Source organism: Kribbella sp. NPDC104740, from assembly GCF_055583505.1.
The window spans coordinates 1,064,293-1,089,628 of the sequence record NZ_JBVJNV010000001.1 but is presented as its reverse complement, the minus strand read 5'-3'; the positions used below and the strand labels follow the sequence as shown (position 1 = coordinate 1,089,628).

24 protein-coding genes are annotated in these 25,336 nt (G+C 70.2%); 7 read left to right on the top strand and 17 right to left on the bottom strand.

All coding sequences use genetic code 11. The annotated features are described in order from the left end of the window. Nucleotides 1–26: 26 nt before the first annotated feature. The 4 genes from ACZ6Z4_RS05150 to ACZ6Z4_RS05135 are packed head-to-tail and all read right to left on the bottom strand — an operon-like array spanning nt 27 to nt 4,385. On the bottom strand, nt 27–1,160 hold the full coding sequence (locus tag ACZ6Z4_RS05150; protein WP_465558310.1) for an ROK family protein: 1,134 nt from the start codon (nt 1,158–1,160) through the stop codon (nt 27–29). A 37-nt stretch (nt 1,161–1,197) separates the two neighbouring features. After that, nucleotides 1,198–2,547 (bottom strand): ABC transporter substrate-binding protein, encoded by a 1,350-nt coding sequence (locus tag ACZ6Z4_RS05145; RefSeq protein WP_465558308.1) that lies wholly within the window; start codon nt 2,545–2,547, stop codon nt 1,198–1,200. A gap of 26 nt (nt 2,548–2,573) precedes the next feature. Next, on the bottom strand, nt 2,574–3,470 hold the full coding sequence (locus ACZ6Z4_RS05140; RefSeq protein ID WP_465558306.1) for a carbohydrate ABC transporter permease: 897 nt from the start codon (nt 3,468–3,470) through the stop codon (nt 2,574–2,576). Nucleotides 3,471–3,482: 12 nt separating this feature from the next. Then, entirely contained in the window at nt 3,483–4,385 is a 903-nt protein-coding gene (locus ACZ6Z4_RS05135) for a carbohydrate ABC transporter permease (RefSeq protein WP_465558304.1), read from the bottom strand. 166 nt (nt 4,386–4,551) lie between these two features. On the opposite strand from ACZ6Z4_RS05135, the gene ACZ6Z4_RS05130 reads away from it, so the two are divergent. Next, nucleotides 4,552–5,025 carry a hypothetical protein gene (locus tag ACZ6Z4_RS05130; protein WP_465558302.1) on the top strand — a complete coding sequence of 158 codons (474 nt, stop codon included), beginning with the start codon at nt 4,552–4,554 and terminating at the stop codon, nt 5,023–5,025. 13 nt (nt 5,026–5,038) lie between these two features. Then, nucleotides 5,039–5,902, top strand: coding sequence for a helix-turn-helix domain-containing protein (locus ACZ6Z4_RS05125; protein ID WP_465558300.1), 864 nt, complete (start codon nt 5,039–5,041; stop codon nt 5,900–5,902). Here the strand turns inward: ACZ6Z4_RS05125 and ACZ6Z4_RS05120 are convergent. Both ACZ6Z4_RS05120 and ACZ6Z4_RS05115 read right to left on the bottom strand, forming a co-directional pair. Further along, the gene (locus tag ACZ6Z4_RS05120) at nt 5,899–8,325 is read right to left on the bottom strand and encodes a glycoside hydrolase family 2 protein (protein WP_465558298.1); all 2,427 of its coding nucleotides are present in this window, start codon (nt 8,323–8,325) and stop codon (nt 5,899–5,901) included. The genes ACZ6Z4_RS05125 and ACZ6Z4_RS05120 overlap by 4 nt on opposite strands. A gap of 66 nt (nt 8,326–8,391) precedes the next feature. Beyond that, the gene (locus tag ACZ6Z4_RS05115; protein ID WP_465558296.1) at nt 8,392–8,772 is read right to left on the bottom strand and encodes a hypothetical protein; all 381 of its coding nucleotides are present in this window, start codon (nt 8,770–8,772) and stop codon (nt 8,392–8,394) included. 82 nt (nt 8,773–8,854) lie between these two features. Between ACZ6Z4_RS05115 and ACZ6Z4_RS05110 the strand changes: the two genes are divergently transcribed. Then, a complete protein-coding gene (locus tag ACZ6Z4_RS05110; protein ID WP_465558294.1) occupies nt 8,855–9,742 on the top strand; it encodes a LysR family transcriptional regulator in 888 nt (295 codons plus the stop codon). A 2-nt stretch (nt 9,743–9,744) separates the two neighbouring features. Here the strand turns inward: ACZ6Z4_RS05110 and ACZ6Z4_RS05105 are convergent, their stop codons facing one another. From ACZ6Z4_RS05105 to ACZ6Z4_RS05060, 10 genes are all read right to left on the bottom strand, one after another. After that, the gene (locus tag ACZ6Z4_RS05105; RefSeq protein WP_465558292.1) at nt 9,745–11,799 is read right to left on the bottom strand and encodes a hypothetical protein; all 2,055 of its coding nucleotides are present in this window, start codon (nt 11,797–11,799) and stop codon (nt 9,745–9,747) included. Between the two features lie 113 nt (nt 11,800–11,912). Beyond that, a complete protein-coding gene (locus ACZ6Z4_RS05100) occupies nt 11,913–12,305 on the bottom strand; it encodes a DUF3592 domain-containing protein (RefSeq protein WP_465558290.1) in 393 nt (130 codons plus the stop codon). Continuing rightward, the gene (locus ACZ6Z4_RS05095) at nt 12,302–12,796 is read right to left on the bottom strand and encodes a DUF3592 domain-containing protein (RefSeq protein ID WP_465558288.1); all 495 of its coding nucleotides are present in this window, start codon (nt 12,794–12,796) and stop codon (nt 12,302–12,304) included. Before ACZ6Z4_RS05095 ends, ACZ6Z4_RS05100 begins: the two co-directional genes overlap by 4 nt. A gap of 54 nt (nt 12,797–12,850) precedes the next feature. Continuing rightward, entirely contained in the window at nt 12,851–14,272 is a 1,422-nt protein-coding gene (xylB, locus tag ACZ6Z4_RS05090; protein WP_465558286.1) for a xylulokinase, read from the bottom strand. Further along, complete coding sequence (locus ACZ6Z4_RS05085) at nt 14,272–15,240, bottom strand: sugar-binding transcriptional regulator (RefSeq protein WP_465558284.1); 969 nt, start codon at nt 15,238–15,240, stop codon at nt 14,272–14,274. The genes xylB and ACZ6Z4_RS05085 overlap by 1 nt, the downstream gene beginning before the upstream one ends. Further along, the gene (locus tag ACZ6Z4_RS05080; protein WP_465558282.1) at nt 15,237–16,715 is read right to left on the bottom strand and encodes a mannitol dehydrogenase family protein; all 1,479 of its coding nucleotides are present in this window, start codon (nt 16,713–16,715) and stop codon (nt 15,237–15,239) included. Before ACZ6Z4_RS05080 ends, ACZ6Z4_RS05085 begins: the two co-directional genes overlap by 4 nt. Further along, nucleotides 16,712–17,557, bottom strand: coding sequence for a carbohydrate ABC transporter permease (locus ACZ6Z4_RS05075; protein WP_465558280.1), 846 nt, complete (start codon nt 17,555–17,557; stop codon nt 16,712–16,714). Before ACZ6Z4_RS05075 ends, ACZ6Z4_RS05080 begins: the two co-directional genes overlap by 4 nt. Then, complete coding sequence (locus ACZ6Z4_RS05070; protein ID WP_363666429.1) at nt 17,554–18,510, bottom strand: carbohydrate ABC transporter permease; 957 nt, start codon at nt 18,508–18,510, stop codon at nt 17,554–17,556. Before ACZ6Z4_RS05070 ends, ACZ6Z4_RS05075 begins: the two co-directional genes overlap by 4 nt. A gap of 10 nt (nt 18,511–18,520) precedes the next feature. Continuing rightward, nucleotides 18,521–19,921 carry an ABC transporter substrate-binding protein gene (locus tag ACZ6Z4_RS05065; RefSeq protein ID WP_465558278.1) on the bottom strand — a complete coding sequence of 467 codons (1,401 nt, stop codon included), beginning with the start codon at nt 19,919–19,921 and terminating at the stop codon, nt 18,521–18,523. Between the two features lie 117 nt (nt 19,922–20,038). Further along, a complete protein-coding gene (locus ACZ6Z4_RS05060) occupies nt 20,039–20,458 on the bottom strand; it encodes a hypothetical protein (RefSeq protein WP_465558276.1) in 420 nt (139 codons plus the stop codon). Between the two features lie 92 nt (nt 20,459–20,550). On the opposite strand from ACZ6Z4_RS05060, the gene ACZ6Z4_RS05055 reads away from it, so the two are divergent. Further along, the gene (locus ACZ6Z4_RS05055; protein WP_465558274.1) at nt 20,551–21,150 is read left to right on the top strand and encodes a uridine kinase family protein; all 600 of its coding nucleotides are present in this window, start codon (nt 20,551–20,553) and stop codon (nt 21,148–21,150) included. 63 nt (nt 21,151–21,213) lie between these two features. Here the strand turns inward: ACZ6Z4_RS05055 and ACZ6Z4_RS05050 are convergent, their stop codons facing one another. Beyond that, entirely contained in the window at nt 21,214–21,894 is a 681-nt protein-coding gene (locus tag ACZ6Z4_RS05050; protein ID WP_465558272.1) for an IclR family transcriptional regulator, read from the bottom strand. A 57-nt stretch (nt 21,895–21,951) separates the two neighbouring features. Here ACZ6Z4_RS05050 and ACZ6Z4_RS05045 point away from each other — a divergent pair, with 57 nt between their 5' ends. From ACZ6Z4_RS05045 to ACZ6Z4_RS05035, 3 genes are read left to right on the top strand one after another with little or no spacing between them, the layout of a single operon-like run. Beyond that, the gene (locus tag ACZ6Z4_RS05045) at nt 21,952–23,520 is read left to right on the top strand and encodes an ABC transporter substrate-binding protein (protein ID WP_465558270.1); all 1,569 of its coding nucleotides are present in this window, start codon (nt 21,952–21,954) and stop codon (nt 23,518–23,520) included. After that, nucleotides 23,513–24,499 carry an ABC transporter permease gene (locus ACZ6Z4_RS05040; RefSeq protein ID WP_465558268.1) on the top strand — a complete coding sequence of 329 codons (987 nt, stop codon included), beginning with the start codon at nt 23,513–23,515 and terminating at the stop codon, nt 24,497–24,499. The genes ACZ6Z4_RS05045 and ACZ6Z4_RS05040 overlap by 8 nt, the downstream gene beginning before the upstream one ends. After that, nucleotides 24,496–25,320, top strand: a complete 825-nt coding sequence (locus ACZ6Z4_RS05035; protein ID WP_363666443.1) for an ABC transporter permease — start codon at nt 24,496–24,498, stop codon at nt 25,318–25,320. The genes ACZ6Z4_RS05040 and ACZ6Z4_RS05035 overlap by 4 nt, the downstream gene beginning before the upstream one ends. The last annotated feature ends 16 nt before the right edge of the window (nt 25,321–25,336 follow it).

The window sequence follows — 25,336 nt, the reverse complement described above, 5'->3', positions numbered from 1 at the left end:
GGTCGCTTGCAGCACACCGGAGCCGGTCAGGCCCGGCTGACCAGTCCGTGCTGGATCAGGTGCCGGAGTACGGCGGCTGAGCCGGCCCGGGCGAAGTCCTCCGGACCCTGCGAACGGACGACGAGCGCGCAGCTGTAGCCGAGCCTCTCGACCCGGTGCGCGAAGGCCGCCCGGAGCGCCGTGTGCAGCTCCACGCTGTCGGTGACGAAGTCGCCCGTGACGAGCACGAGCTCCGGGCCGGCCAGGGCAGCAACCGCACCGGCGGCCTCGCCCAACGCCGTACCGGCCGCGGTCAAGGCGGCAGTCACCCGCGGGTCGCTCTCCCGGGCGAGGGCCAGCGCGTCGTCCCGGCCGAGCCGGGGATCACCGACCGCGGTACGGACGGCAGCGAGGATCGCGCTGGTCGACGCCACGTCGTCCAGCTCGGCGGAGCCGACCACCATCCGGCCGAGGGCGCCGTCACCGGACGGCCCGCCGACGACGCCACCGTTGGCGAACAACGCGCTGCGGACCCGGTCGCCGACCGACACCACGGCGAAGGTCGGCATCCCGATCGCCGACCCGAACCACTCCTCGGCCTGGGCCAGCGCGTGGACGTCGTTCGCCACCACGACCACGTCGTCCGGCAGCTCCGACCGCAACCGCTGCGGAAAGGCCACGTCGCGCCACCCGAGCTGCCCCGACCGGACCCGTTCGTCGCCGACGACCCCGTCGAGGACGACGCCGATGCCGCCGACGTTCGCCATCGCGTCGCCGAGCGAGGTCCGCAGCCCGCGAACCAGCCGGCCGACGGCCACGGCGACGGTCTCCGGCGTGGAGCCCGGCAGGCCGTACTCCGTTCGGTGCAGAACGCCGGCACGCAGGCTGGTCAGGGTCGCAACCAGCCGGCCGGGCTGGACCGCGATCCCCAGCGCCAGCAGGCTTTCCGGCACCACCCGCAGCGCGCGGGCGGGCCGGCCGGGCGCGGCCGGCGCAACCGTCCGGTCCTCGGCGAGGGTGACGAGGCCGTGATCCATCAACGTGGTCACGGCCTTCGTCACCGACGCGGGGGACAGCTGCAACTGCCGGGTGACGTCGATCCGCGCGATCGGGCCCCGGGTCAGGATCCGGACCAGCACGTTCACCGCCGTCGGCGAGTCCAGCGCGAGCGGTTTGCGCACCTCTTTGGCCGTCACCCGGTCCGCCCGGTCGGTCCCGTCAGCCCTGCGCGGCCAGCGTCTCCTTGGTCTTGTCGGTCACCTTGGTCCAGAAGTCGTCGCCGGCGTTGCTGGTGAAGTACGACTCGAACAGCGGCTTCAGCGTCGACTCGACCGCGGTCCCGTTGCTGAACGGTTTCGACAGCTGGATCTGGCCGGCCTTCTCCATCGCGGTGAAGACGCTCAGGTCCACGCCCTTGGCCTGCTCGGACGCGGCCAGCGCGTCCATCGCCTTGCCGTTGGACGGGAAGAACGAGGCGTTGTACGCGGCGGCCTTGGTCTGGCAGGCCTCCGACTCCTGGTAAGCGATCCACTTCCAGGTAGCCTCCTTGTTCTTGCCCTTGGCCCACACGACATTACCGTTGGCGTTGCCGAAGGCCCCGCGGGTCTTCCCGTCCTTGCCGAGCGGCGACGGCGCGATCCCCGTCTTCAGCCCCGGCAGCTTCGCGAACGTCGCCGCCTCCCAGGATCCTCCCACGGTCATCGCCACCTTGCCGCTGCCGAGCTGCTCGCTGTCGGACACGGTGAAGGTGCCGAGCTTCGGCGAGTACCCCTTGTCGACCATCGAGGTGACCCAGCGCATCGTGCTCACGAACCGCGGGTCGCCGTACTGGAACTGGGTCGGCCAGGACTCCGGCTCGGCCATCGTCCAGCCGGTCGCCGCCGCGAACGGGAACCACGAGGTCTGCCCGCGGAAGTCGTTGGCGGCCAGCATGCCGATCCCGTAGACCGCCACGTGCGCCTTGTCGAAACCGGGCGCGTCGCCGCGGACCCCGTTGCGGTCGACGGTCAGGTGCGCCGCGAGCTTCTCCGCCGTACCGCCGTCGCTCGGGTCGAAGGTCATCGACTGCACCTGCGCCTCGGTGATCCCGGCCTTGGCCAGCAGCGCCTTGTTGTAGTAGATGCCGGAGGTGGCCCAGTCCATCGGCAGCCCGTACAGCTTGCCGTCCTTGCCCTTCCAGGCGTCGGTGCCGATCGTGATGCCCTTCAGGTCGAAGCCGTCCTCGGCGACGTGGTCGTCGAGCGGCTCGAGCTGGCCCTGGTCGACGTACGACGGGAAGTACTGGACGCTGTTCATGAAGCCGTCCGGCGCGTTGCCGCCGACGAACCCGGCGGTCAGCTTGGTGAAGTAGTCGTCGGTGCTGTACTGCGAGATCTTCACCGTCACGTCCGGGTTCTTCGCCTGGAAGTCCGGGACGCACTGCTGGTACGCCTCGGCCTGGACCGGGTCCCAGGTCCACCAGTTGACCGTGGCGGCGCCGCCGGCCGCGTCGTCCGAGGACGAGCAGGCCGCAAGACTCGCGGTGAGGACGGCGGCCGCGGCAACGGCCACCCAGCGTGTGGACTTCATGGGGTTCTCCAGGGGTGAAGGGGGTGTTACTTGATGCCGCCGAACTGGATGGAGTTGACGATCCGCCGGCCGAAGACCATGAACAGCACCAGCATCGGCAGCGCGGACACCAAGGTGGCGGCCATCAGGCCGGCCCAGTCGGGCATCGACTGGGGTGAGGCCTGCTTGAAGACGGCCAGCGCCACGGTCAGTGGCCGGACGCTGTCGTCGGTGGTGACCAGCAGCGGCCAGAAGTAGTCGTTCCACAGACCGATGAAGCCGAGGATCGACAGCGTCGTGACCGGGCCGGACGACATCGGCAGGATGATCCGGAACAGGATCCGCACCGGCCCGGCGCCGTCGATGATCGCGGCCTCCTCGACCTCGGTGCTGAGCCCGATCATGAACTGCCGCAGGAAGAAGATGTTGAACGCCGAGAACAGCGCCCCGGGCAGGATCATCCCGCCGAAGGTGTTCAGCAGCCCGAGGTCCTTGATCAGCACGTAGTTCGGCAGCAGCGTCAGGATGCCGGGGATCATCAGCGCGGTCAGCAGGACCGCGAACACCGCGTCCCGGCCGCGCCACCGCAGCCGGGCGAAGGCGTACGCCGCGAGCACCGAGAAGAACACGATCAGCGCGGTCGAGACCGCCGCGTAGACGACCGAGTTCAGCACCGAGTGCGCGAGGTCGATCGCCGCGCCGGAGCCGCCCTGGGCCAGCGCCTCGGCGCGCGAGGAGAAGCCGAGGACCCGGCCGAACGCACCCCAGGTGAAGCCCACCGGGAGCGGTGAGGACGGGTCGGTGATCAGGTTCAGGTTGTTGGACAGCGCCGTGCGCAGCATCCAGTAGAACGGGAAGATCGTCACCAGCAGCACCAGCGCGATGTACAGCCAGGCGAAGGTCCGGCCGACCGGAAGGCGGCGGCGTGAGGTCTGCGTCGTCATGGCCAACGGCTCCTAGTTCGTGTCCGACTCGTTGGCCCGCAGCAGCCGCAGCTGGACGAACGTGATGGCGAGCAGGATGACGAACAGCGCCAGCGACATGGTCGCCGCGTAGCCGAAGTCGAACTGCCCGAACGCCTTGTCGTAGATGTAGATCTGCAGCATGTTCGTCGCGCCGGCCGGGCCGCCCTTGGTGGTCACCTGGACGATGTCGAAGACCTGGAACGAGCCGATCACGGTGAGCACCGCGACCAGCGCGAGGATCGGCCGCAGCAGCGGCAGGGTCAGGTACCGCAGCGTCGCGAGCTCGCCGGCCCCGTCGAGCCGACCGGCCTCGTAGACCGACGGCGGGATCGTCTGCAGCCCGGCGAAGATGATGATCGCGTTGTAGCCCATCGACTTCCAGACGCTGATGAACGCGACCGTCGGCACCGCCCAGCCGTGCGACCCGAGGAACAGGATCGGGTGGTCGATCAGCTTGGTCAGCGCGAGGTTCACGATGCCCAGCTGCGGGTCGAGCATCCAGGACCAGACCGTGCCGGCGACGACGCCGGAGACCAGGAACGGCAGGATGATCAGCCCGCGGACGACCGTCGAGGCGCCGAGCCGGTGCAGCACGACCGCGGTGAGCACCGAGAAGAACAACCCGATCACCACCGCCAGCGCGACGAAGTACACCGTCACCAGCAGCGACTTCCAGAACATCTCGTCGTGCGCCAGGTGCCGCAGGTTGGCCAGACCGGTCCAGCGGGCCGGCGTCAGCACCTTGAAGCTGGTGAAGCTCAGGTAGATGCCGCGCAGCGTCGGGTACGCCGCGAAGACCACGAACCCCAGCACCGCCGGGGCGATCAGGATCCACGCGAGCCGCGCGTCGTACCGGTGCGCCGGTGATCCACGCCGCTGATCGAGTGTCGCCATCTACCTGCCCATCGACTATTATTTTGCTCGGTGAAAAAATTGCCTGAACACCGGGCGGTTGTCAAGCCGGGCGCCGGGGACCCGGGTGGAGGGATCGTAGAAATGTCCATACAGTTCCGCTGTGACTCCATTCCCGGCCCAGCGACGGGTTCCTAACGTGCGAGACATGGCCCCTTCCAGCGCTCCGGCGCCTGCGTCGACGCGGCTGGACGAGCACCAGCGGCCGCCGCGGCTGCGGCTGGTCCCGGCCGATCCGCTGGTCACCTTCGAGGGCGACGAGCACGTCAGCACGTACGACGCCACGCTGCAGACCGGCTGGGTCGAGCTGGCGGGCGGTCCGTCGTACGCGATCCGCCGGATCGGTGTCGCGCACTGGGCGACGGCCACCGCGGCGATGCACTTCTCCGCGGACGGCGGCAGCCTGGCGGTCGGTCTCGCGGTGGCGGCGCCGTTGCCCGGCGTACGGCTGCAGCTGATCGACGAGATCGCGGGGCGGGTCGAGCGGCAGTGGCTCGCCGACCTCACTCCGGACGAGCCGCTCGTCGACCACGTCTCCGCGCCGCACGACGACCTCAGCGCCTTCCGGCTGACCGCGTTCGCCGGCGGTGCCGAGCTGATCACCGCGCACCTGACCGGCTGAATAAGCTGGCGGGGTGCTCATCCCCGACGGCTTCCCCGGCCAGCGCATCCAGGTGCTGCCGCGGCCGCTGGTCCGGCGGATGCGCTCCGAGCCGATCACCGAACGCCTGCTCGTCACCGACGCGGGCTACTTCCCACGCGCCGCCGGGCACGGTCGCAGCCGCCCGGACGGTACGCCGGAGTCGATCGTCATCATCTGCACCGAGGGTTCCGGCCAGGTCTCGGCCGACGGAGTCACGGCCCACGTCGCGGCGGGAGAGGCAGCGGTCATCCCCGAAGGAATGCCGCACAGCTACCAGGCCGACGAGCACGACCCGTGGTCGATCTGGTGGCTGCACGTCTGCGGTCCGGACGCCGCCGCGCTGGTCGACGCCGTCCGTGGGCCGGAGCGGGCCCTCACGCTGAAGCTCCGCGACGTCTACACCGCCTCGGGGCTCGTCGACCGGATTCTGTCCAGCCTGGAGCGCGACGAGACCGCGGGCAGCCTGATCCCGGCGGCCGGCGCCGCGTGGCACCTGCTGGCCCAGCTGACCGCCGACCGGCTGCTCGGCCAGGCGCCGAGTCACGACCGGATCGAGCTGGTGCAGCAACATCTGCGGCAGCACCTGGCGACCCGGCAGAGCGTCGCCGAGCTCGCCCGGCTGGCCGGGCTGAGCACGTCGCACTTCTCCGCGTTGTTCAAGCAGTCCACCGGGATGGGCGTGATCGAGTACCTGCGCCGGCTGCGGAACGCACGGGCGCGGGAGCTGCTGATCACCACCGCTCTGTCGGTCGGTGAGATCGCCACCGCGGTCGGCTACACCGATCCGCTGTACTTCTCCCGCCAGTTCCACGCGGTCAACGGGGTCAGCCCGAGCACGTTCCGGGCCGGGGCCTAGGGCGTGCCTCCCAGGTCCTCGACGACCAGGTCGTTGGCGGACCTGATGACCGGGTAGGTCAGCGCGGGCTCCAGCTCGGCCCGTGCCACCCCACGGACCCGGATCACCGCGGACTCACCCGGCAGCAGCGTCACCAGCATCTCGTCGGCCTCGGCCGCCGGCGCCACCCGGTCCGCCAGGACCGCGAGGTCCCGCACGAACCTCCGCGCAGTGACGGTCAGCTCCACCGCGTCGTCGACGTCCGCGGCCGTGATGTCGAGCTCGGCCGGCCTGTACGCGAAGTCCTTGTCCTCCACGAAGTACCAGAACGCACGGTCGCCCTCGGACGTCTCCGCCACCAGCAGCTCGCGCGCCGGGTCGCCCGGCTCAGCCACCTCGACCAGCGCCCGCGCAGCCGCCAGGCCGTCGGTCGACAGCTTCACCGACTGCTCGGCGAGGACGGTGCCGTCGCGGTCGATCCGCCGTACCCGGACGTCGGTCGCCCAGTCCGCGCCGGAGTCGTCAACGGTGACCACGGCCAGGCCGGCCGGGCCGGGCTGGAAGGTGAGCAGCCGGGGACGGTAGGCGTCCCTGAGCGCGTACCAGGCCGGCTTCAGCCGCTCGTCGCCGTCGACGACCGCCCACGACACGACCGGCCAGCAGTCGTTGAGCTGCCAGATGATCGCACCCATGTTCAGCGGCTGCAGCGAGCGGAAGTACTCGATGCCGAGCTGGAAGGCACGCGCCTGGTTGAGCTGCATCGCCCAGTGCCAGTCGTCGAACCGTTCCGGCAGCTCGAAGTGCGGAGCCAGCCCGCGCTCGAGCTTGCCGTTGCCGTCGCCGGCCTTCTGGTGGTTCAGCATCGCGGGCGAGTCGGGCGCGAGGACGTCATCGTGGACCGCGCGGGTCAGCGTCGACATCGTCATCGGTCCCTGCCAACCGAACTCGGCGACGAACCGCGCCGGGTAGTCGCGGTAGACGGTGTAGTCCTTCTCGTTCCACGCGTCCCAGAGGTGCACGAGCCCCTTCGACGAGTCGTTGTAGAACACCTCCGGGCTGCCGGAGTACGGACTGCCCGGCCAGTAGTAGCGCGCCGGGTCGACGTCGGCCACCGCCTTCGGCAGCGTCTCCAGGTAGTACGTGCTGCCCCAGCCGCGACCGGCGACGCGGCCCTTCCAGTCCCAGTCCTCGAAACCCCAGCCGAGCCAGTTCTCGTTGTTGCCGTTCCACAGCGCGAGACTCGGGTGGCTCATCAGCCGCTCGACGTTGTCGCGGGCCTCGGCATCGATCTCGGCCATCATCTCGGGCGTCTCGGGGTACGGCGCGACCGCGAACAGGAAGTCCTGCCAGACCAGCAGACCGGTCTCGTCGCAGGCCTGGTAGAACTCGTCGCTCTCGTAGACGCCACCACCCCAGACCCGGACCAGGTTCACGTTCGCGCGCAGCGCCTGGTCGAGCCGGCGGTCGATCCGGGCCCGGTCGACGCGCGGCAGGAAGCAGTCGTCGGGGATCCAGTTCACGCCGCGGACGGGAATCGGCCGGCCGTTGACGACGAAGACGAACGGGATGCCGTCGGCGTCCGGGACCGTGTCCACCTCGAGGCTGCGGAAGCCGATCTTCCTGGTCCAGGTGTCCACGCGCTGGGCCAGCTCGACCTCCAGCTCGTAGAGCGGCTGCTCGCCGTACCCGACCGGCCACCACAGTTCGGGATCGGGGACGGTCAGCTCCAGGTGCGCTGTGCCGTTGGCCGTGTGGGCGGTGGCCTCCATGCCGGCGACGCGCGCCGTCACGGCCTGGTCGGCCCCGACGACCTCGACGTCGACGATCACCTGACCCTTGCCGTCGGCAACCGTCACCTGCGGCCGGACGGCGCCGAGTCGCGCATCCGCCCACTGCTCCAGGCGCACCGACCGCCAGATCCCGGAGGTGACCAGCACCGGTCCCCAGTCCCAGCCGAAGTTGCAGGCCATCTTCCGGATGTGGGTGTGCGGCGAGTAGACGTCCGGCCAGTCGTCGGCGTACGCCTGCTCGGACGGGCCCCAGGGCGAGGCGAACTCGACGACGAGCTCATTGTCGCCGTCCAGGAGCAGGCCGGAGACGTCGAACCGGTACCGGCGGTGCATGTTCGCCGTACTCGCGATCTCGTGGCCGTTGAGCTCGATCCGCGCGAGGGTGTCGAGCCCGTCGAAGACCAGGTCGCTGTTGGCGGCCGTCGTGGCCGTGAACCGGCAGCGGTACCGCCAGGCCTGCCGGCCGATCCAGTCCAGCCGCTGCTCGTTCTCGTCGAGGTACGGATCCGGGACCAGCCCGGCCGCCAGCAGGTCGGTCGTCACCGTCCCCGGCACCGCAGCCGCCACCGGCAGCGCGCCGCGGACCTCCTCCGGAATCCGCCCCGGCTCAACCGCCTCGAGCACCCACCCGTCATTGAGTTCCTGCTTCGCCATGGCAGTCACCCTACATTTATTTCCCCGGGAACATAATTCAGTCTTCAGCCTGCGGGACCGGGCTGGTCAGACGGTTGCCGGCAGCACACCGGAGACAGGTGCGGGGCCTGGGTCGCAGTCGAGGTGGCGGCTCACCCAGTCGTCGAGGTCGCAGGCTGCTTCCGCTGGATCGTCCATCAGGTGCTCACGCCACCAGTCGCCGACCTCCGGGCAGGACGTACGCCGTACAGCCTCCTCCGACCACCCGAGAGCGGCGGCGATCTGCTGCCAACTGCTCCCCCGGAGCCTGGCGAGCGCCACCACCGACTCCACGTACCGGTCAGCCGCCTGCAGCACCGCGCGGGCCGCGACGAGCTCCTCACCGCCGGCCGGGACCGCAGCGCCCGCGGTCTCGGCGAGCTGGCACGCCTCGTACGACAACGCGACGCGAGCGACGGCCTCTTCCATCTCTCGAGCATCGGTGCTACCGCCGACCGGCACAATGCGCGATTCCCGCAGCCAGCCTCTGTTGCTGCCTTAGGCTGAGCCCATGCGCTACGACCTGGAGGACCTGCGGCTCTTCGTCCACGTCGTGACTGAAGGGTCCATCACCGCAGGCGCCCGGCGGATGCACCTGAGTCTCCCGTCGGCCAGCGCCCGGGTCCGCGCACTGGAGGCGCAGGCCGGTCTGCCTCTGTTGATCCGCGAACGCAGAGGCGTTCGCCCTACCCCCGCTGGGAGCTCCCTCGCTCGCCATGCGGAGGCCGTGCTCGCCGAGACCGTCCGGCTGGACAACGCGATCGCCAGCTACACCGCTGCCCCGCGGCGGCCCGTCGTACTGGTTGCCGGTGCGTCCGGGATGCACCGGATCGTCCCGCTCGCGCTGACCACGTTCCTGCGGGCCTACCCCGAGTACGACGTCTCCGTGTCGGAGCAGCGGACGCCGGAGAGCCTGCGGATGCTCGCCGACGGCGAGGCCGACCTGGGAATCGTGCTGCACGACGAGGCCGAGGACACCGACCTCCGGCTCGAACCGCTCAGCGAGGACCACCTGGTGGTGATCGGCCAGGCCGGCGGCATCCTCAGCGGGCGCACCGGGATGACGTACCGCGAGGCGGCCGAGCACCCGATGGTCGGCGTCTCCCTGGACTCGTCGCTGCGCCAGTGGATCGACCGCCACCTCCCAGCGAACGCACCCGCCCCCCGCTACCGCACGCTGGTCCCCGACCTGCACACCCTGATCGCGCTGGCGACGTCCGGCGCCGGGCTGGCCATCACCCCGCGCCGGGCCGTCACAGCGAGCCCGGAGCTCGACATCTGCCCACTGACCGACCCTTGGTCGCTACGCCGCCACCTGCTGGCCCACGGCACCCGCCGCCCAGCCTCCCGCCGGGCAACCGACGCACTGGCCGACCACATCCGAGCCACTGCCGACTGACTTCAGGTACGGCGTACTGCCAGCCCGTCGATCTGGTTGGTCATCGACACGTCCCGAGTGGTCAGCTGGACCGTCCCCGACAGAAACGTCGCCGGCGTCGGCAGCGCGATCACAGCCTGGTACTCGGTGGTCGCCTTGTTCAGGTTCACCGTGCCCACCGACTTGCCGCCGTAGTAGACCTGCAGCGTGCCGCAGGTCTGGCAGCGGGTCGCGATCAGGTACAGCCGCTTGGCCTGCACCGTGCGGGTCAGCGAGATGCCCTTCGCACCGCCGCTGGTCACCGTGCCCAGGTAGTAGACGCCGTTCGCACCGCGCGACCAGCCCGCCGACGCGGTCAGCGCGCGGTCGTCCATCGGCCGCGAGAAGCACCGCTCGGCGGTCCAGCCCGACACCGTGCCGAAGACGTCGCGCGCCCGCACCGACATGCAATATTCGTTGCCTGCAGCAACATTCAGCGTGATCGAGGTCGCCTTGGTCGCGGAAGCGGCGTTGACGTAGGCACCGAAGTTCCCCAGGTACGTCGCGGTCCGGTAGCGCACGTCGTACGAGCCGACGCCACTGGAGTCGGTCGCGGCGTAGGACAGGCTGACCGACGCGGCCTTGGTGAGCTCGAAAGCGCCCGAGGTGAACGCGACCGTCGGCGCCACCGCATCGACGTTCAGGTACCGGATCGCCACCGTTGCCCGCCCACCCGGCTCGACCGCGCGCACCTGGAAGACGTGGGTGCCGGAGGCCACCCCGGTCTTCGTGTACGGCGAGGTGCAGGCCGTCGCGGGCGCGCTGTCGAGCTGGCAGGTGACCGTCGGCGAGGCCATCCCGGTGGTGTCGAACGGAATCGACAGGCTCGGGCCGTTGATGGTCGCGGTCGGCTTGATCGCGACGCGCGGGCCCTGCCAGAACGCCGTCCCGAGCATTTCGTCCCAGGGCCGCTGGAACACCGTGACGGCAGTGCCCGGCCGGCCGGTCGCATCGACCGAAACGACGTGCAGCGCGTTGCCACCGTGAGGCACCGACTGGTTCAGCAGCAGCTTGGTCGCGTCCGGTGACCAGGCGACCGAGTTCAGTTTCAGGGCCCCGGCGGCGCCGAGCTTGGGCGTACCACCGGCGATCGGGATCACGGCCGGGGCCGCGCCGCTGGCGTACGCGATCCAGCGCCCGTCAGGCGAGACGGCCGGGTAGGTGGCCTGCTCGGTCCCGGCGATACTGCTCAGCACCGCGCCGTTCGCCCGTGCCTGGACGCGCTGCAGGAGTCCCTGGAACTGGTCTTTCACGAGGATGGTCTGGTTGTCCGGCAGCCAGGTCGGCATCAGCAGGTGACACCCGATCCGGACCGGCGTACCACCGGTCGCCGCGACCATGTCGACGCAGGAACTGCTGTCCGGCTGCAGACGCTCGTAGGCGATCCGGGTACCGTCCGGTGACCAGGCCATCCGAATGATCCCGGTGGAACCGCCGACCAGCTGCACCGGGACTGCCCCCGGGACGTCGGTCCGCACCCGCCACAGGCTCTCCTGCCCCCTGGCGAAGGCGATCTCCCGTCCGTCGGGCGACGGCGCGATCTCGTGGCCGATCACGTGTGTCAGTCCGTCGACGGCCAGCGGCAGGACCTCGGTGCCGCCCGGGACGCCGACCTGCGCCGCGTACGTCCGGGTGTTCCCGGTCTCCAGCCGGATGGTGTTGGTCAGGCCGATCACTTCCCGGGTGGGTGCGGGCGCGATCGGCGTACTGGCCGGACCTTCGCCCTCCGCACTCACCGCGGCGACCGAGTAGGTCGCGCCCTCGATCCGTTCGACCTGCGACCAGGCGACCTCACCGGTCAGGGTGCTGGTGCCCCAGGTCGGGTAGCTGGTCTCGGTTCCGTTCACCGAACGACGGACGACGAAGCCCGTCACCCCTTCGGCTTCGGCAGGCCGCTGCCACCGAAGCTCCACCCCGGTGAACGTCCCCACGGCTGCGACACCCGACGGCACCGAAGGCACCGCCTCCGCCGTCGCGTGGGCCGGCACCCCGGCTCCGAGCGCTGCCGCGCCCACCGCGAGTGCCACCACAGAACGCATCAACGACCGCACGCTTCCCCCAGCAGGTGTTCGGACCCGCCCACGCGCGCCTCACCGGCCTATCGTTGCCCCCGGCCCGTTCGTTACACCTTTGCAGCCAGCTGCAAAGGCTGTCAGCGGGCGGACCAGAGCAGGACGCTCCCGATCGCCAGGCAGATCACGGCCACCACACCGAAGAAGATCGGCCCGCTGTAGTCGGTTCCCCAGTCCGCCGCCTGCATCCGGTGCGGGTCGGAGCGGTCGTAGACCACGTCGATGGTCTGACCCACCTCGGCGTCGAAGAAGTTGGAGGTCTCCTCCTCGACCGTCTCGCCGGTCTTCGTCACGTACCGGACGGTGATGTGCTCGGTCCTGCCGCCGAACCTGTCCAGTACGACGCCCGGCACGACCTCCCCGCGCTCGCGCAGCCCCCGCAGGTCGTCGGCCTGGGCCGCACCGATCACCCCGAAGACCACGGCGAGCAGCAGCATCGCGCCGCCCTCGTACCGGGTCTTCCACCGGCTCACGAGTGCCGCCCGCGGCGGTAGAACTGGGTGAAGGCGTAGCCGAGCAGGCCGACGCCGAGGGCACCGGCGAGGCCGGGGAGGACGTAGTCGAAGCCGTAGTCGGCGGCCTGCATGCGCTTCGGGTCCTGGGGGTCGTAGACGACGTCGATGGTTGCACCGGTGGTGGCCTCGTCATAGTTGCGGGTGCCGTCCTCGACGGTCTCGCCGGACTTGGTGACGTAGCGGACGTCGAGCTTGGGGTGTTTGCCGGACGACACGTGGACGACGGTGGCCGGGACCACCTCGCCGCGGTGCTGGAGGTAGTAGGTGTCGCGGGCGATCCAGAAGCCGAAGGCGAACACCGCCAGGGCGAACGCGAGGGTGATCAGGCCGTCGGGGTCCCAGTGCCAGCGGCGGCGACTGCGCTCCCGGTGGACCCGCCGGGCCGCGACGCGACGGGACCGCCGGGCGGCTTTCGCCCGGCGAGTCGCTGCGGTGGCGCGTCGGCTCATCGGTCCTCACCGGTTGGGTCCGTGCTGGGACGTCCCGACCGGTGGGGGCGTTCCCTAGGGCTTGGTGAGGAGCGGGCGGGTTCCCTCGAGGACGGCAGCGTAGCGGGCACGGATCGTCGCGGCCTCGGAGTCGTCGAGGATCGAGGACTCCGGCTTGCCGACGGCAACCGACCAGGTCGGCGGCGTGTCAGCGCCCGACAGCGCCCAGGCAGCCTGCCGGGCAGCGCCGAGCGCGACGTACTCGCCCGGCTCCGGCAGCACCACCGGCGCACCCAGCAGCGCAGGCGCCAACGCCTGTACGGCGCGCGAGCGCGCAGCACCGCCCAGCAGCAGCACCCGCTCGACCGGAAGCCCCTGCGCCCGCAGCGCGTCGACAGCATCCGCCAGACCGCACAGCATGCCCTCGACAGCGGCGCGGGCCATCGTGGCGGGCTGCATGGTCGCCCGGGTCAGGCCGTAGAGCAGGCCGGTCGAGTGCGGGAGGTCAGGGGTGCGCTCGCCGTCCAGGTATGGGAGGAGGACCAAGCCGTTGCTCCCGGACGAGTTGAGAGCCGCCTCGTCGAGCTCGGAGAGCTCCAGGCCGAGCAGGGAGGCGGTGGCGGACATGACTCGGGCAGCGTTCAGCGTGCAGACCAGGGGCAGGTAGCCGCCGGTCGCGTCGGCGAAGCCTGCGACGAAGCCGCTGGGGTCGGCGGTTGGCGTCGTGCTGGTGGCGAAGGCCGTGCCGCTGGTGCCGAGAGAGACAGCAACGTCACCGGGCTGCAGGTCCAGCCCGAGAGCGGCAGCCATGTTGTCGCCGGTGCCAGCGGCGATCAGCGCACCAGCTGCGGTCTCGCCGACCACCTCTCGCGGCCCAGCCACCCGCGGCAGCTGCAGCGAGCGCCCGAAGGCGCGCTCGACCAGGTCGGGCCGGTACGAGTTGGTCGCCGGCGACCACCAGCCGGTACCTGAGGCGTCGCCGCGATCAGTGGTGAGGTCAGCGATCCCCGAGCGACCAGCGGCGAGCTGGTGCGTCAGCCAGTCGTGCGGCAGCGCCACAGCGGCAGCACGCGCAGCAGCCTCCGGTGCGGCCGACTGCACCCAGCGCAGCTTCGTCACCGTGAAGCTGGGCACCGGCAGCGAGCCGATCGCCTCGGCCCACGCCTCAGCGCCGCCCAGCTCGGTCACCAGCTCAGCAGTGGCGTCGGCGGAGCTGGTGTCGTTCCACAGCACCGCCGGGTGCACCGTCTCGCCGGCCTCGTCGAGCAGCACCATCCCGTGCTGCTGCCCACCGACCGACAGCGCCTGTACGCCGTCCAGCAGGCCGTCCGACGCGATCCGCCAGGCCTGGAGCCACTCGGCGGGGTCGACCTGGGTGGCGTCGGGGTGCGGCGCACGCCCTTCGCGCAGCACCTCTCCGGTCGCGGCGTCGCAGACCACGACCTTGGTGGCCTGGGTGGAGCAGTCGACACCGGCGACCAGTTGCGGCTGTGTCATCAGACGGAGTTCCTCTCGGCGGCAGGCAACAGGCGGAGTACCTCACGGGCCAGGTCGGTGGTGGTCACCAGCGTGCTGACCAGTCCCGACCGGACCGCTGCGACGACCGCGGGAGCCCGGTGCGCGCCGGCCGCCAGTGCGACCCGCTCGGCTGGGCGGCGCAACTGGTCGATCGACACCGCGATGATCATCTGCTCCAGCGGTGACGCGACCAGTTTGCCGTCCACGTCCAGCAGATGCCCACTCACCTCGGCGACGGCGCCGCCCGCGACCCCTGCATCGCGCACCGCTTCCGACACTGCGTCCCACACCGTGGAGCAACCGGAGCGCCAGGCACCGATCGCCACCACGGAGATGTCGAGCCCGTCAGCCATCGCGAGCGTGTCGGCGATCCCCGGCTGCCGGCGCAGCGCGGTCACGGCGGCGACGTCGTCCACGACGAGCGGCGCGTGCACCGCGTACGCCGTACCGCCGGCAAGCTCTGCAGCCCGCCGGGCCAGGTCAACCGTCGTACCGCCACCAGCTGGTGAGTGCAGCGACCCGGCCATCTGGATCACCGTGCAGGACGGCAGCGCGTCGAAGTGGTCGACCATGGAGTCCACCGCCCGGCTCCACGTCAGCCCGAGCAGGTCGCCCGCACGGACCAGTGGCATCACCGTCCGGGCAGCAGCCTCCGCGACCTGCGCCCTGACCTGCTCAGCCGACCCGGTAGCGGTCGTCGCCACACAGCGCGGGATGCCCAACGCTGTCGCCAGCTGCTCGGACAGCACCCGGTCGACCGGCGACGGGCTCTTGATCTGGATCTGCACGATCCCCCGCTCCCGGGCCGCCTCCAGCAGCCGGGCGATCTTGAACCGGCTCAGGTCGAACTGCTTGGCGATGTCCACCTTGGAGGTGTTGTCCAGGTAGTACCGCCGGGCCACGTCGGCCAGCAGCTCGTCGTCGTCCTCGCCCCCCTCCCCGCTCATCCGGCCAGGTCCTCCAGCGTCGCGCGAGCGCCCCGCTCGTGCAGCGACGCCAGCGACGCCTTGTACGCCGTGACGAAGCGCTCGTCGTCCACCAGGTCACCGAACAGGTCCCTGTCGGAGACGAACACCAGCGGGTCCTGCTGGTTGTGCTGGGCGCGCTCGACGAGCTTGTCGCGCAGCCGGTCGACCACCTCGATCGGCTGGCCCTGCTCGTCCACGCCCTCGGCGTACCGGGCCCAGGAGGCCACCACCAGCGCCGACCGCTCTACACCGCGACCAGCAGCCAGCTGCTCGCGGATGACCGGCACCAGCCACTTCGGGATCCGGTCGGAGCTCTCCGCGCACAGCCGGGCCAGGGTGTCCCGCACCTCCGGGTTGGCGAACCGCTCGATCAGCTGGTGCTTGTACTGCTCCAGGTCCACCCCTGGTACGTCGGGCAGCGTCGGCTGGCCCTCCTCGGTCATGTAGCCGAGCAGGAAGTCGACGAACAGCTTGTCCTGGCACACCTCGTGCGCGTACCGGTAGCCGGCCAGGTACCCCAGGTAGCACAGCGCCTGGTGCGAGGCGTTGAGCAGCCGCAGCTTCATCAGCTCGTACGGCTCGACGTCCTCGACCACCTGCACGCCGACCTCCTCGTACGCCGGCCGCTCACCGCCGAAGTCGTCCTCCAGCACCCACTGCGTGAACGGCTCGCACACCACCGGCCAGCCGTCCTCGATCCCGAACCGCTCGGCCAGCGCCGCGCGGTCCTCGTCGGCGGTGACCGGCGTGATCCGGTCGACCATGCAGTTCGGGAACCGCACCTCGGCGCCGATCCAGTCGGCCAGGTCGGCGTCGCGCAGCCGGGCGAACGCGGTCAGCATCTTCTTCGCGACGTGCCCGTTGCCCGGGATGTTGTCGCAGGACATCACCGTGAACGGCTTCGTCCCCGCCGCCCGGTGCCGGGCCAGCGCCTCGACGATCAGGCCGAACGCCGTACCAGGAGTGGCACCCGGTACCAGGTCCGCGGCCAGACCCGGGTCGGACGCGTCGAGCTCACCGGTCACCTGGTTGACGTGGTACCCGCCCTCGGTGATGGTCAGCGACACGATCCGGGTCGCCGGGTCGGTCATCCGGGCCAGCACCGCCTCCGGGTCGTCCGGCGCGAACAGGTAGTCCACGATCGAGCCGATCACCCGCGGCTCCAGCGTCCCGTCCGGGTGCTTGACCACCAGCGTGTAGAGGCAGTCCTGGGCGGCCATCACGTCGGCCATCCGCCGGTCCTGCGGCAGCACGCCGACGCCGCAGATCCCCCAGTCCAGCGCCTTGCCCTCGCCCATCAGGCGGTCCAGGTACATCGCCTGGTGCGCCCGATGGAAGCCGCCGACCCCGAAGTGCACGATGCCCGGGCGGACCGCCGTACGGTCGTACGCCGGGACGCCGACCCGCGGGTCGAGCGCGGACAACGCGGCGGAACTGAGCTTCTGCAAGGTCACTTGACGGCTCCCAGCGACAGGCCCTGGACCAGCTTGTCCTGGGCGGCGAAGCCGGCGATCAGGACGGGCAGCGACACCACCAGCGAGGCCGCGCAGACCTTGGCCAGGAACAGCCCCTGGCTGGTGACGAAGCCGGTCAGGAACACCGGTGCGGTCTGGGCCACCGTACCTGTCAGGACCCGGGCGAAGAGCAGCTCGTTCCAGCTGAAGATGAAGCAGATCAGCGCCGCCGACGCGATCCCCGGGGTGACCACCGGAGCGACCACGGAGCGCAACGTCCGGAGCAGCCCGGCGCCGTCCACCGAGGCCGCCTCGAGGATCTCCACCGGCACCTCGGCCAGGAAGCTGCGCAGCATCCAGACCGCGATCGGCAGGTTCATCGAGGTGTAGAGCACGATCAGCAGCCAGATGTTGTCCAGCAGCCCGGTGAACTGCGCGAACAGGTAGATCGGCAGCAGCCCGGCCACCACCGGCAGCATCTTGGTGGACAGGAAGAAGAACATCACGTCGGTCCACTTCCTGACCGGCTTGATCGACAGCGCGTACGCCGCCGGGAAGGCGAGCAGGATGACCAGGACCGTGGACAGGATGCTCGCGGTCAGCGAGTTCGCGATCGACGGCCACGGGCCGCTGTCGAAGAACGACCGGTAGCCGTCCAGCGTGAGCGGCGCGGCGAGGTCGGGCGGGTTCTTGGCCGCGTCCTCCTCGGCGTGGAACGAGGTCAGCGCCATCCACAGCACCGGCAGCACGAACAGCGTGCCGACGATCCAGGCCAGGCCGCTGAGCACGACCCCGCCACCGCGGTTGCGTTTGCCGGTCACGATCGTCACGGTGTTGCTCATCGGCCCTCCTCCTTGAACAGCGACGAGACCGACCGCAGGGCGAACGTCGCGATGATGATCGTGCCGATCACCACGATCACGCCCGCGGCCGAGGCCCGGCCGTAGTCGTGCGCGGTGTAGAAGGTCTGGTAGATCGTGTACGGCAGGTTCGCCGTCCCGAGCCCGCCGGACGTGATGGTGAAGACCGCGTCGAAGTTCTGCACGACGTAGATCGAGCCGAGCAGCGCGCTCAGTTCGAGGTACTGGCGCAGGTGCGGCAGCGTCATGTAGCGGAAGATGTCCCACTGGCTGGCGCCGTCGATCCCGGCCGCCTCGATCACGTCCAGCGGCCGGCTCTGCAGCCCGGCCAGCAGGATCAGCATCATGAACGGCGTCCACTGCCAGACCAGCGCGAAGATCACCGACCACAGCGGCTGGTTGCTGATCCAGTCCGGCTGCGGCGCGTTGTCGCCGAAGATCCAGGTCAGCAGGCCGTTGAACAGCCCGTACTCCGGGTTGTAGAGCGCGTGCTTCCACAGCAGCGCGGCCGCGACCGGTACGACCAGGAACGGCGTGATCATCATCGTCCGGACGATCCCGCGGCCGCGGAACCTCCGGTCCAGCAGCAACGCGATCACCAGCCCGAGGACCAGGCTGATCAGCACGACGGCCGCGGTCAGCAGGATCGTCACCAGGATCGCCTGCCGGGTGTTCGCGTCGGTGAGCACGCGGCGGAAGTTGTCGATCCCGGCGAAGCCGCGCTCGTCGGGGTAGTAGGCGTTCCAGTCCATGAACGAGGTGATGATCGTGACCACGAACGGCAGCTGGGTCACCACGATCATGAAGATCAGGGCCGGCAGCAACGGTGCCCGGCGGGCCCAGTCGCCGGTCTTGCGCAGCATCGTGGACTGGCCGCCCGGCGGCTTGTTGGCGGCGTGCCGGCCGCTGGTGCGTGCCTCGGTGTCGACACTCATGACGGCTTCCTCACTTCGCTTCTCGGGAGCGGTAGCGCTCCGCCACGTCGTCCGCGAGCTCCTGGCCGCGTTTCAGCGCCTCGTCGACGCTCATCCGCCCGGCGATCGCCGAGCTGACGTCCTGGCTGACCTGCGTCCCGAGATCGGGGAACTCGGGGATGTCGACGAACTGGATCCCGATCGCCGGCCGCGGCTGCACACCCGGGTTGCGCGGGTCGGCCGCCTCGATCGCCTGCTTGGTCGGCTCGGCGAACGCGCCCGCCTCCTTCACGTACTCCGGGTTGGTGTACGTCGACGCGCGCTTGCCCGCCGGGACGCGGGACCAGCCGAGCTCCTTGCCGACCAGTTCCTCGTACTGCTTGCTGGACGCCCAGGAGATGAACTTCCAGGCGTTGTCCTTCTTCTTGCTGGCCTCCTGGATGCTCCAGGACCACGCGTACAGCCAGCCGGAGCTGTCGGTCTTGACGACCGGCGCCGGGGCGTAGCCCATCTTGCCCTTGACCGGTGAGTTGGGCGCTTCGAGCGAACCCGCGGCCGAGGTCGCGTCGTACCACATCGCGACGTTGCCCTGGACGAGGTTGTTCAGGCACTCGGTGAAGCCGGCCTGCGGCGCGCCGAGCTCGCCGTGGTTGCGGACCAGGTCGACGTAGAACTTGGTCGCCTCGGTGAACTCCGGGGCGTTCACCTGCGCCTGCCAGTCGTCGGTGAACCAGGTGCCGCCGAAGGTGTTCACGACGGTGGTCAGCGGCGCGAACAGCTGACCCCAGCCCGGCTGGCCGCGCAGGCAGATGCCGCGCATCCCCGGCTGGGCGTTGTCGACCTTGGCCGCGATGTCCGCGACCTGCTGCCAGGTCGGCTTCGCGGGCATCGTCACGCCCTTGGACTCCAGGATGTCCTTGCGGTACATCAGGAACGACGACTCGCCGTAGAACGGTTCGCCGTACACCTTGCCGTCGGCGCCGCTCAGCGACTCGGTCATCGGCTTCAGGACGTCGTCCTGGTTGAAGTTCGGGTCGTTGGCGATGTAGTCCGACAGCGGCGCGATCCACTTGCTGGTCGCGTAGATCGGGATCTCGAAGTTGCTCAGCGAGGCCACGTCGTACTGGCCGGCCTGGCTGGAGAACTCCTGGCTGATCTTGTCCCGGACGTCGTTCTCGGGCAGCACGGTGTAGTTGACCTTGATCCCGGTCTGCTTGGTGAAGTTGTCGGCGGTGAGCTTCTGCAGGTCGACCATCTGCGGGTTGTTCACCATCAGCACGTTGATGCTGTCCGCACCGCCACCACCGGCCCCACCACCCCAGCCGGCGCACCCACCAGCCGTCGTCACCAGGACGAGGGCGAGCGCGGCCGCCCCCACCCGCTTCCGCTGTTCCAGCACGAGCTGCTCCTTCACATCCGGGGACTCGCTCATCTGAGCAGGGCGTTGCTCAAACTAGAGTGAAGCGTTTGCGCGGGGAGGTGTCAAGAGTTCGCGGAGCATGAGAGCAGCCCCGCGCTCAGATGAGCACGGGGTTCCGGGGAGGTTCGTCTACTGCTGCTCGGCCCGCGCGGCCGCCGCGGCTCGGCGGGTCTCCTCGACGCCTTCGAAGTACGCCCGCTCGAGCCGGGCGACGCCGAAGGGCACCAGGATCACCGGCGAGATCGGGAACACCCCGAACTCCGGCACGTCGGCCACCAGCGTCAGGAGAATCGCGAACGCGGTCAGGCTCAGCAGCACGACCCACCCGTAGCGCGTCAGCAGGTGGTCGCCGTCGCCGCACAAGGGCCGGCGGGTGACGGTCGCGGCCGCGAACAGCACACAGGTCGCGACGGCGACGATCTCCAGCAGCACCGCGGCCCACGCCCGGCTGCCGTCCCAGATGCCGTCGACGCTGAACATCCACACCGCCTTTGCGGCGACGAGTGCCGCGACGACGCCGTACGCGAGCGTGCCCGGGCGGGTCAGCATCAGTGGTCTCCTGTCTGGACGGATCGATGGTGACATCGCCGGTTGGATGCCTGGTGTTACCCGAGAGTTCCCGATGGCGGAGAATGGCTCGCGTGAGTGCGCGTGTAGTCCTGCTGGCCGGGCCGTCCGGGACCGGGAAGTCCCATCTGGCCGAGCTGGTCGGGTTGCCGGTCGTCCGGCTCGACGACTTCTACCGGGACGGGGACGACGCGGCGATGCCGCGGTCGCCGCTCGGGATCGTCGACTGGGACGACCCCGCTTCCTGGGACGCCAACCGCGCGGTCGACGCGCTGGAAGCGCTGTGCACGAACGGGTCAGCCGAGCTGCCGGCGTACGACATCCGGGCCAACGCGACCGTCGGGCACCACCGGCTGAGCACCGCCGGGCAGCCGCTGATCGTTGCCGAGGGCATCTTTGCCGACCAGATCGTCGGCGAGCTGAAGACCCGCGGCCTGCTGGCGGCCGCGATCTGCGTGCGGCACCACCGGATCGTCACGTTCCTGCGTCGGTTCCAGCGCGACCTGCGCGAGCACCGCAAACCGCCGTTCACCCTGCTGCGCCGTGGATTGCTGCTCCTGAAGGACGACCCCCGAGTCGTCAAGCGCTGCCTCGACGCCGGCTGCGAACCGCTGCACCCGAAGGCCGCCCGTCGCCGCATCGCCGACCTGCTCGCCACCGCCAGAACCAGTTAACCGCAGCCGCTCACCGCGACGTCCAGCTGACCGCCGGGCCGCGGCCGCCCCCAACGCTGTACCTCAAGCAGTCCGGTGCCCGAAAGACGGGGCAGTCAGCACCGCCGACGCATCCGCCGCGGCCGACTGCACCAACGCCCGGATCCGCTCCGCCGCCTGATCAGCCAGCGTGAACTCCGTCCCCGCAACCCCCAGCGCACCCAGCACCTCGCCGTTGCGATGGAACACCGGCGCCGCCACCGACCGCAGCTGACCGCCATCCAGCCGTACGACGGCACCTGCCGCCCCCGAGAAGATCGCCTGCCCGAACGCCGTCTGCTCCATCGCGGTCGTCAGCCCGGGCCGCACCGGGATCCCGAACGGGTCCAGCGACTCGGCCGCGTCGACCACCACCAACTGGTCGCCGTACGGCTGCGCGAAGTGCGCGCTGAGGCCGGTCGACGTCCGCAGCGACTCCAGCGCCGCGCGAACGACCTTGCGCCACGGCGCATCGGCGAGCGTCGCCGCGGCGATGCCGAGGAAGCGCGGCCCGATCCGGTACGTGCTGTCGGGTTCGGCCACGGCGAACCCCTGGCCGACCAGGTGCTGCAGCAACCGGTAGACAGTGGCCTTGGGCAGGTCGGTCCGGGCCGCTAGATCCACGATCCGGTGGCTGCCGCCGTGCTCGGACAGCGCCACCAGCACATCCAGCACCTTGACCGCCGCTGCCCGCGGCGATTCCACCGAACCACTGTCGCTCGTCATGATCACAGGTTATTGTAAGCAACCAACGTTTCATCAGATGAAACCCAAGTTTCATTTATGAGGAGGATTGCGGCGTTGAGGAACCTCCAACCACCCCTGACCCGCCGGCGGCTGCTGACCACCGCCGCCGTCGGCGTCCCGCTGCTCGGCATGCCCTCGCTGCTGGCCGGCTGCGGGACGGCCGAACCGGCCGGTTCCGGACGCCGGATCCGGGTGTCGCAATCGGTCGACCCGACGACGCTCGACCCGCAGAAGCAGGGCGGGATGACGACGATGAACGTCCTGATCAACCTGTTCGACACGCTCACCGCGCGGGACGTGCACAACCAGCTGGTCCCCCGCCTGGCGACGAGCTGGACGCCGGTCGACGACCACCACTGGCGGTTCGTGCTGCGGCGCGGCGTCACCTTCCACAACGGTGAGGCGTTCGACGCCAAGACCGTGAAGTTCAGCATCGAGCGCCTGCTCGACCCGAAGACCCAGTCGCCGATCGTCGAGCTGCGCTACGTCACCGGCGTCCGCGTCGTCGACGACTACACGGTCGACTTCGTGCTCGACCAGCCCGACCCGGTGCTGCCGGCCAAGCTGTCGCTGTTCGGCGGCGTGATGGTTCCGCCGAAGTACCTGGCCGACGTCGGCGACGAGAAGTTCGCCGCCGCGCCGGTCGGCACCGGCCCGTTCCGGTTCGAGAGCTGGAAGCGCGGTGTCGGCATCCGGATGCGCGCTTTCGACAAGCACTGGGAGAGCAGACCGGCGTACGACGAGCTGGAGATCCAGACCATCCAGAACCCGGCCTCCGCGCTGGCCGCGCTGCAGAGCGACGAGGTCGACCTCGTCACCGGGCTCGTCCCCGACGCGGCCCTGCAGCTCGAGGGCTACAAGGGCGTCCGGGTCAGCTCGTTCCCCGGGCTGCGGATGTCGTACCTGTCGCTGGACACCACCGACCCGGCGTTCGCCGACGTCCGCGTACGCCGGGCGCTCAACCACGCGATGGACGTCCCGCTGCTGGTCAAGGCGACCCTGAACGGCCACGGCCGCGAGGTGCCGACGATGATCCCGCGGGAGTCGTTCGGTTTCGATCCCGCGATCGCGCCGTACCGGCGGGACCTCGACCTGGCCCGCGGGCTGCTCACCCAGGCCGGTCACCCGAAGGGGTTGTCCACCACGCTCACCGCGTCCAGCACCGACGCGACCACCGCGCAGGCGATCTCCGGGCTGCTGACGAAGGTCGGCATCCAGGCGAAGGTCTCGCTGCTCGACCCGTCGACGTACTCGAAGCGACTGACCAGCGACAACCGCAAGGCGCTCGGCCCGATGTATCTGGCCGCCACCACCGGCTGGACGCTCGACGGTTCCAGCCCGGTGCAGTCCAACGTCCGTACCGGCCGCCGGCAGAGCCGCTGGTCGAACCCGCAGGCCGACCGGCTGATCGACCAGGAGGAGAACTCGATCCGCCCGGCCGACCGCCAGAAGGCCTTCAGCTCCCTGCAGCGCCTGCTCTCCCAGGAGGCCCCCTTCGTGTTCCTCTACCAAGCCGACACCATCGTCATCTCGAACGACCGGGTGCGCTGGACGCCGAACGTGATCGGCCACCTCGCCCTGCAGAGCGCGGTGCGCGATGACTGACCTGATCGCGTCAACGGCTCCGGCCGTACGCCGTACCGGCCGGAACCGGACCCTCAGCCTCGGCCGGACCGTGCTCGGCAAGATCGTCTCGTCGCTGATCGTGCTGCTGGTGGTCGCGACCGTCGCGTTCCTGCTGGTCCGGATCTCCGGCGACCCGCTGGCGCTGCTGCTGCCGCCGGACGCCACCAAGGAGCAGGCCGACCAGCTCGCCGCCGAGCTCGGCCTCAACCAGTCCCTGTTCGCCCAGTACGTCGACTACCTCGGCGGCCTGGTCCAGGGCGACCTCGGCCGGTCGATCTTCTTCGACCAGCCGGTCGTCTCGCTGATCGGTGAACGCCTCCCGGCCACCGCCCTGCTGGCCGTCTCGGCGCTCGTGCTGTCGCTGCTGATCTCGTTGCCCGCGGGCATCCTCGCCAGCGTCCACCGCGGCCGGATCACCGACACGATCATCAGCGGGATCGTGCTGATCGGGCAGTCCACCCCGGCGTTCTGGGTCGGCATCGTGTTCATCCTGCTGTTCGCCGTCCGGCTGCACGCGTTGCCGGCCGCGGGGTACGGCAGCGTCGCCCACCTCGTGCTGCCGACCGTCACACTGTCGATCTACTCGATCGCGGTGGTCGCCCGGGTCCTGCGGACCTCGCTCGCCGAGGAGCTGTCCGCCGACTACATCCGTACGGCGACCGCGAAGGGCCTCACCCGCGGCCAGGTCGTGCTCGGCCACGGGCTGCGCAACGCCTCGCTGCCGGTCGTCACGGTGGTCGGGCTGGAGCTCGGATCCCTGCTGGGCGGCGCGATCCTGACCGAGCAGGTCTTCTCCTGGCCGGGGATCGGCCGGCTCACGGTCGAGGCGATCGCCAACCGCGACTTCCCGCTGGTCCAGGGCGCGGTGCTGTTCTTCGCGCTGGTCTTCGTCGTGGTGAACCTGCTCGTCGACCTGTCCTACACGCTGCTCGACCCGAGAGTGAGGCTCGGCCGATGATCGTTCGCGTACTCCGGGGCCGGCTGGCCCTGCCCGCGCTGATCCTGCTGGCCCTGGTCGTGCTGTGCGCGATCCTGGCGCCGGTGGTCGCGCCCGACGACCCCAACGCCCAGGACCTGCTGACCCGGCTGAGCCCGCCGGGCAGCGCCCACCTGCTGGGCACCGACAACCTCGGTCGCGACGTGCTCAGCCGGCTGATCTACGGCGCCCGCATCTCGCTGTTCGTCGGGCTCGCGGTCGCGCTGATCTCCGGCACGATCGGCGCGGTGATCGGGATCGTCGCCGGGTACCGCGGCGGCTGGGCCGACCGGGTGCTGATGCGGCTGGCCGACGTCCAGCTCGCGTTCCCGTCGATCCTGCTCGCGCTGGCCGTGGTCGCGTTCCTGGGCAACGGCCTGTGGGTGGTGATCATCGTGCTCGGTGTCACCAACTGGGTTTCCTACGCCCGAGTGACCCGGTCCAGCGTGCTGTCGCTGCGCGAACGCGACTTCGTCCTGGAGGCCCGCGCGATCGGCGTCGGTCCGGCCACGATCATGCGCCGGCACCTGCTGCCGAACGTGTTCGCGCCGCTGATCACGATCGCCGCGCTGAACGTCGCCTCGGCGATCGTGGTCGAGTCGGCGCTGAGCTTCCTCGGCCTCGGCGTACCGGCCGAGATCCCGACCTGGGGCTCGATGCTGGCCGACGGCCAGCTCTACCTCGGGACCTCGTGGTGGATCGCGGTCTTCCCGGGGCTGGCGCTGATGCTGACCGCGCTGTCCATCAACATCACCGGCGACGCGATCCGCGACGCCGTCGACCCGAGGGCGTACCGCCGATGAGCGCACCGAACCCGAC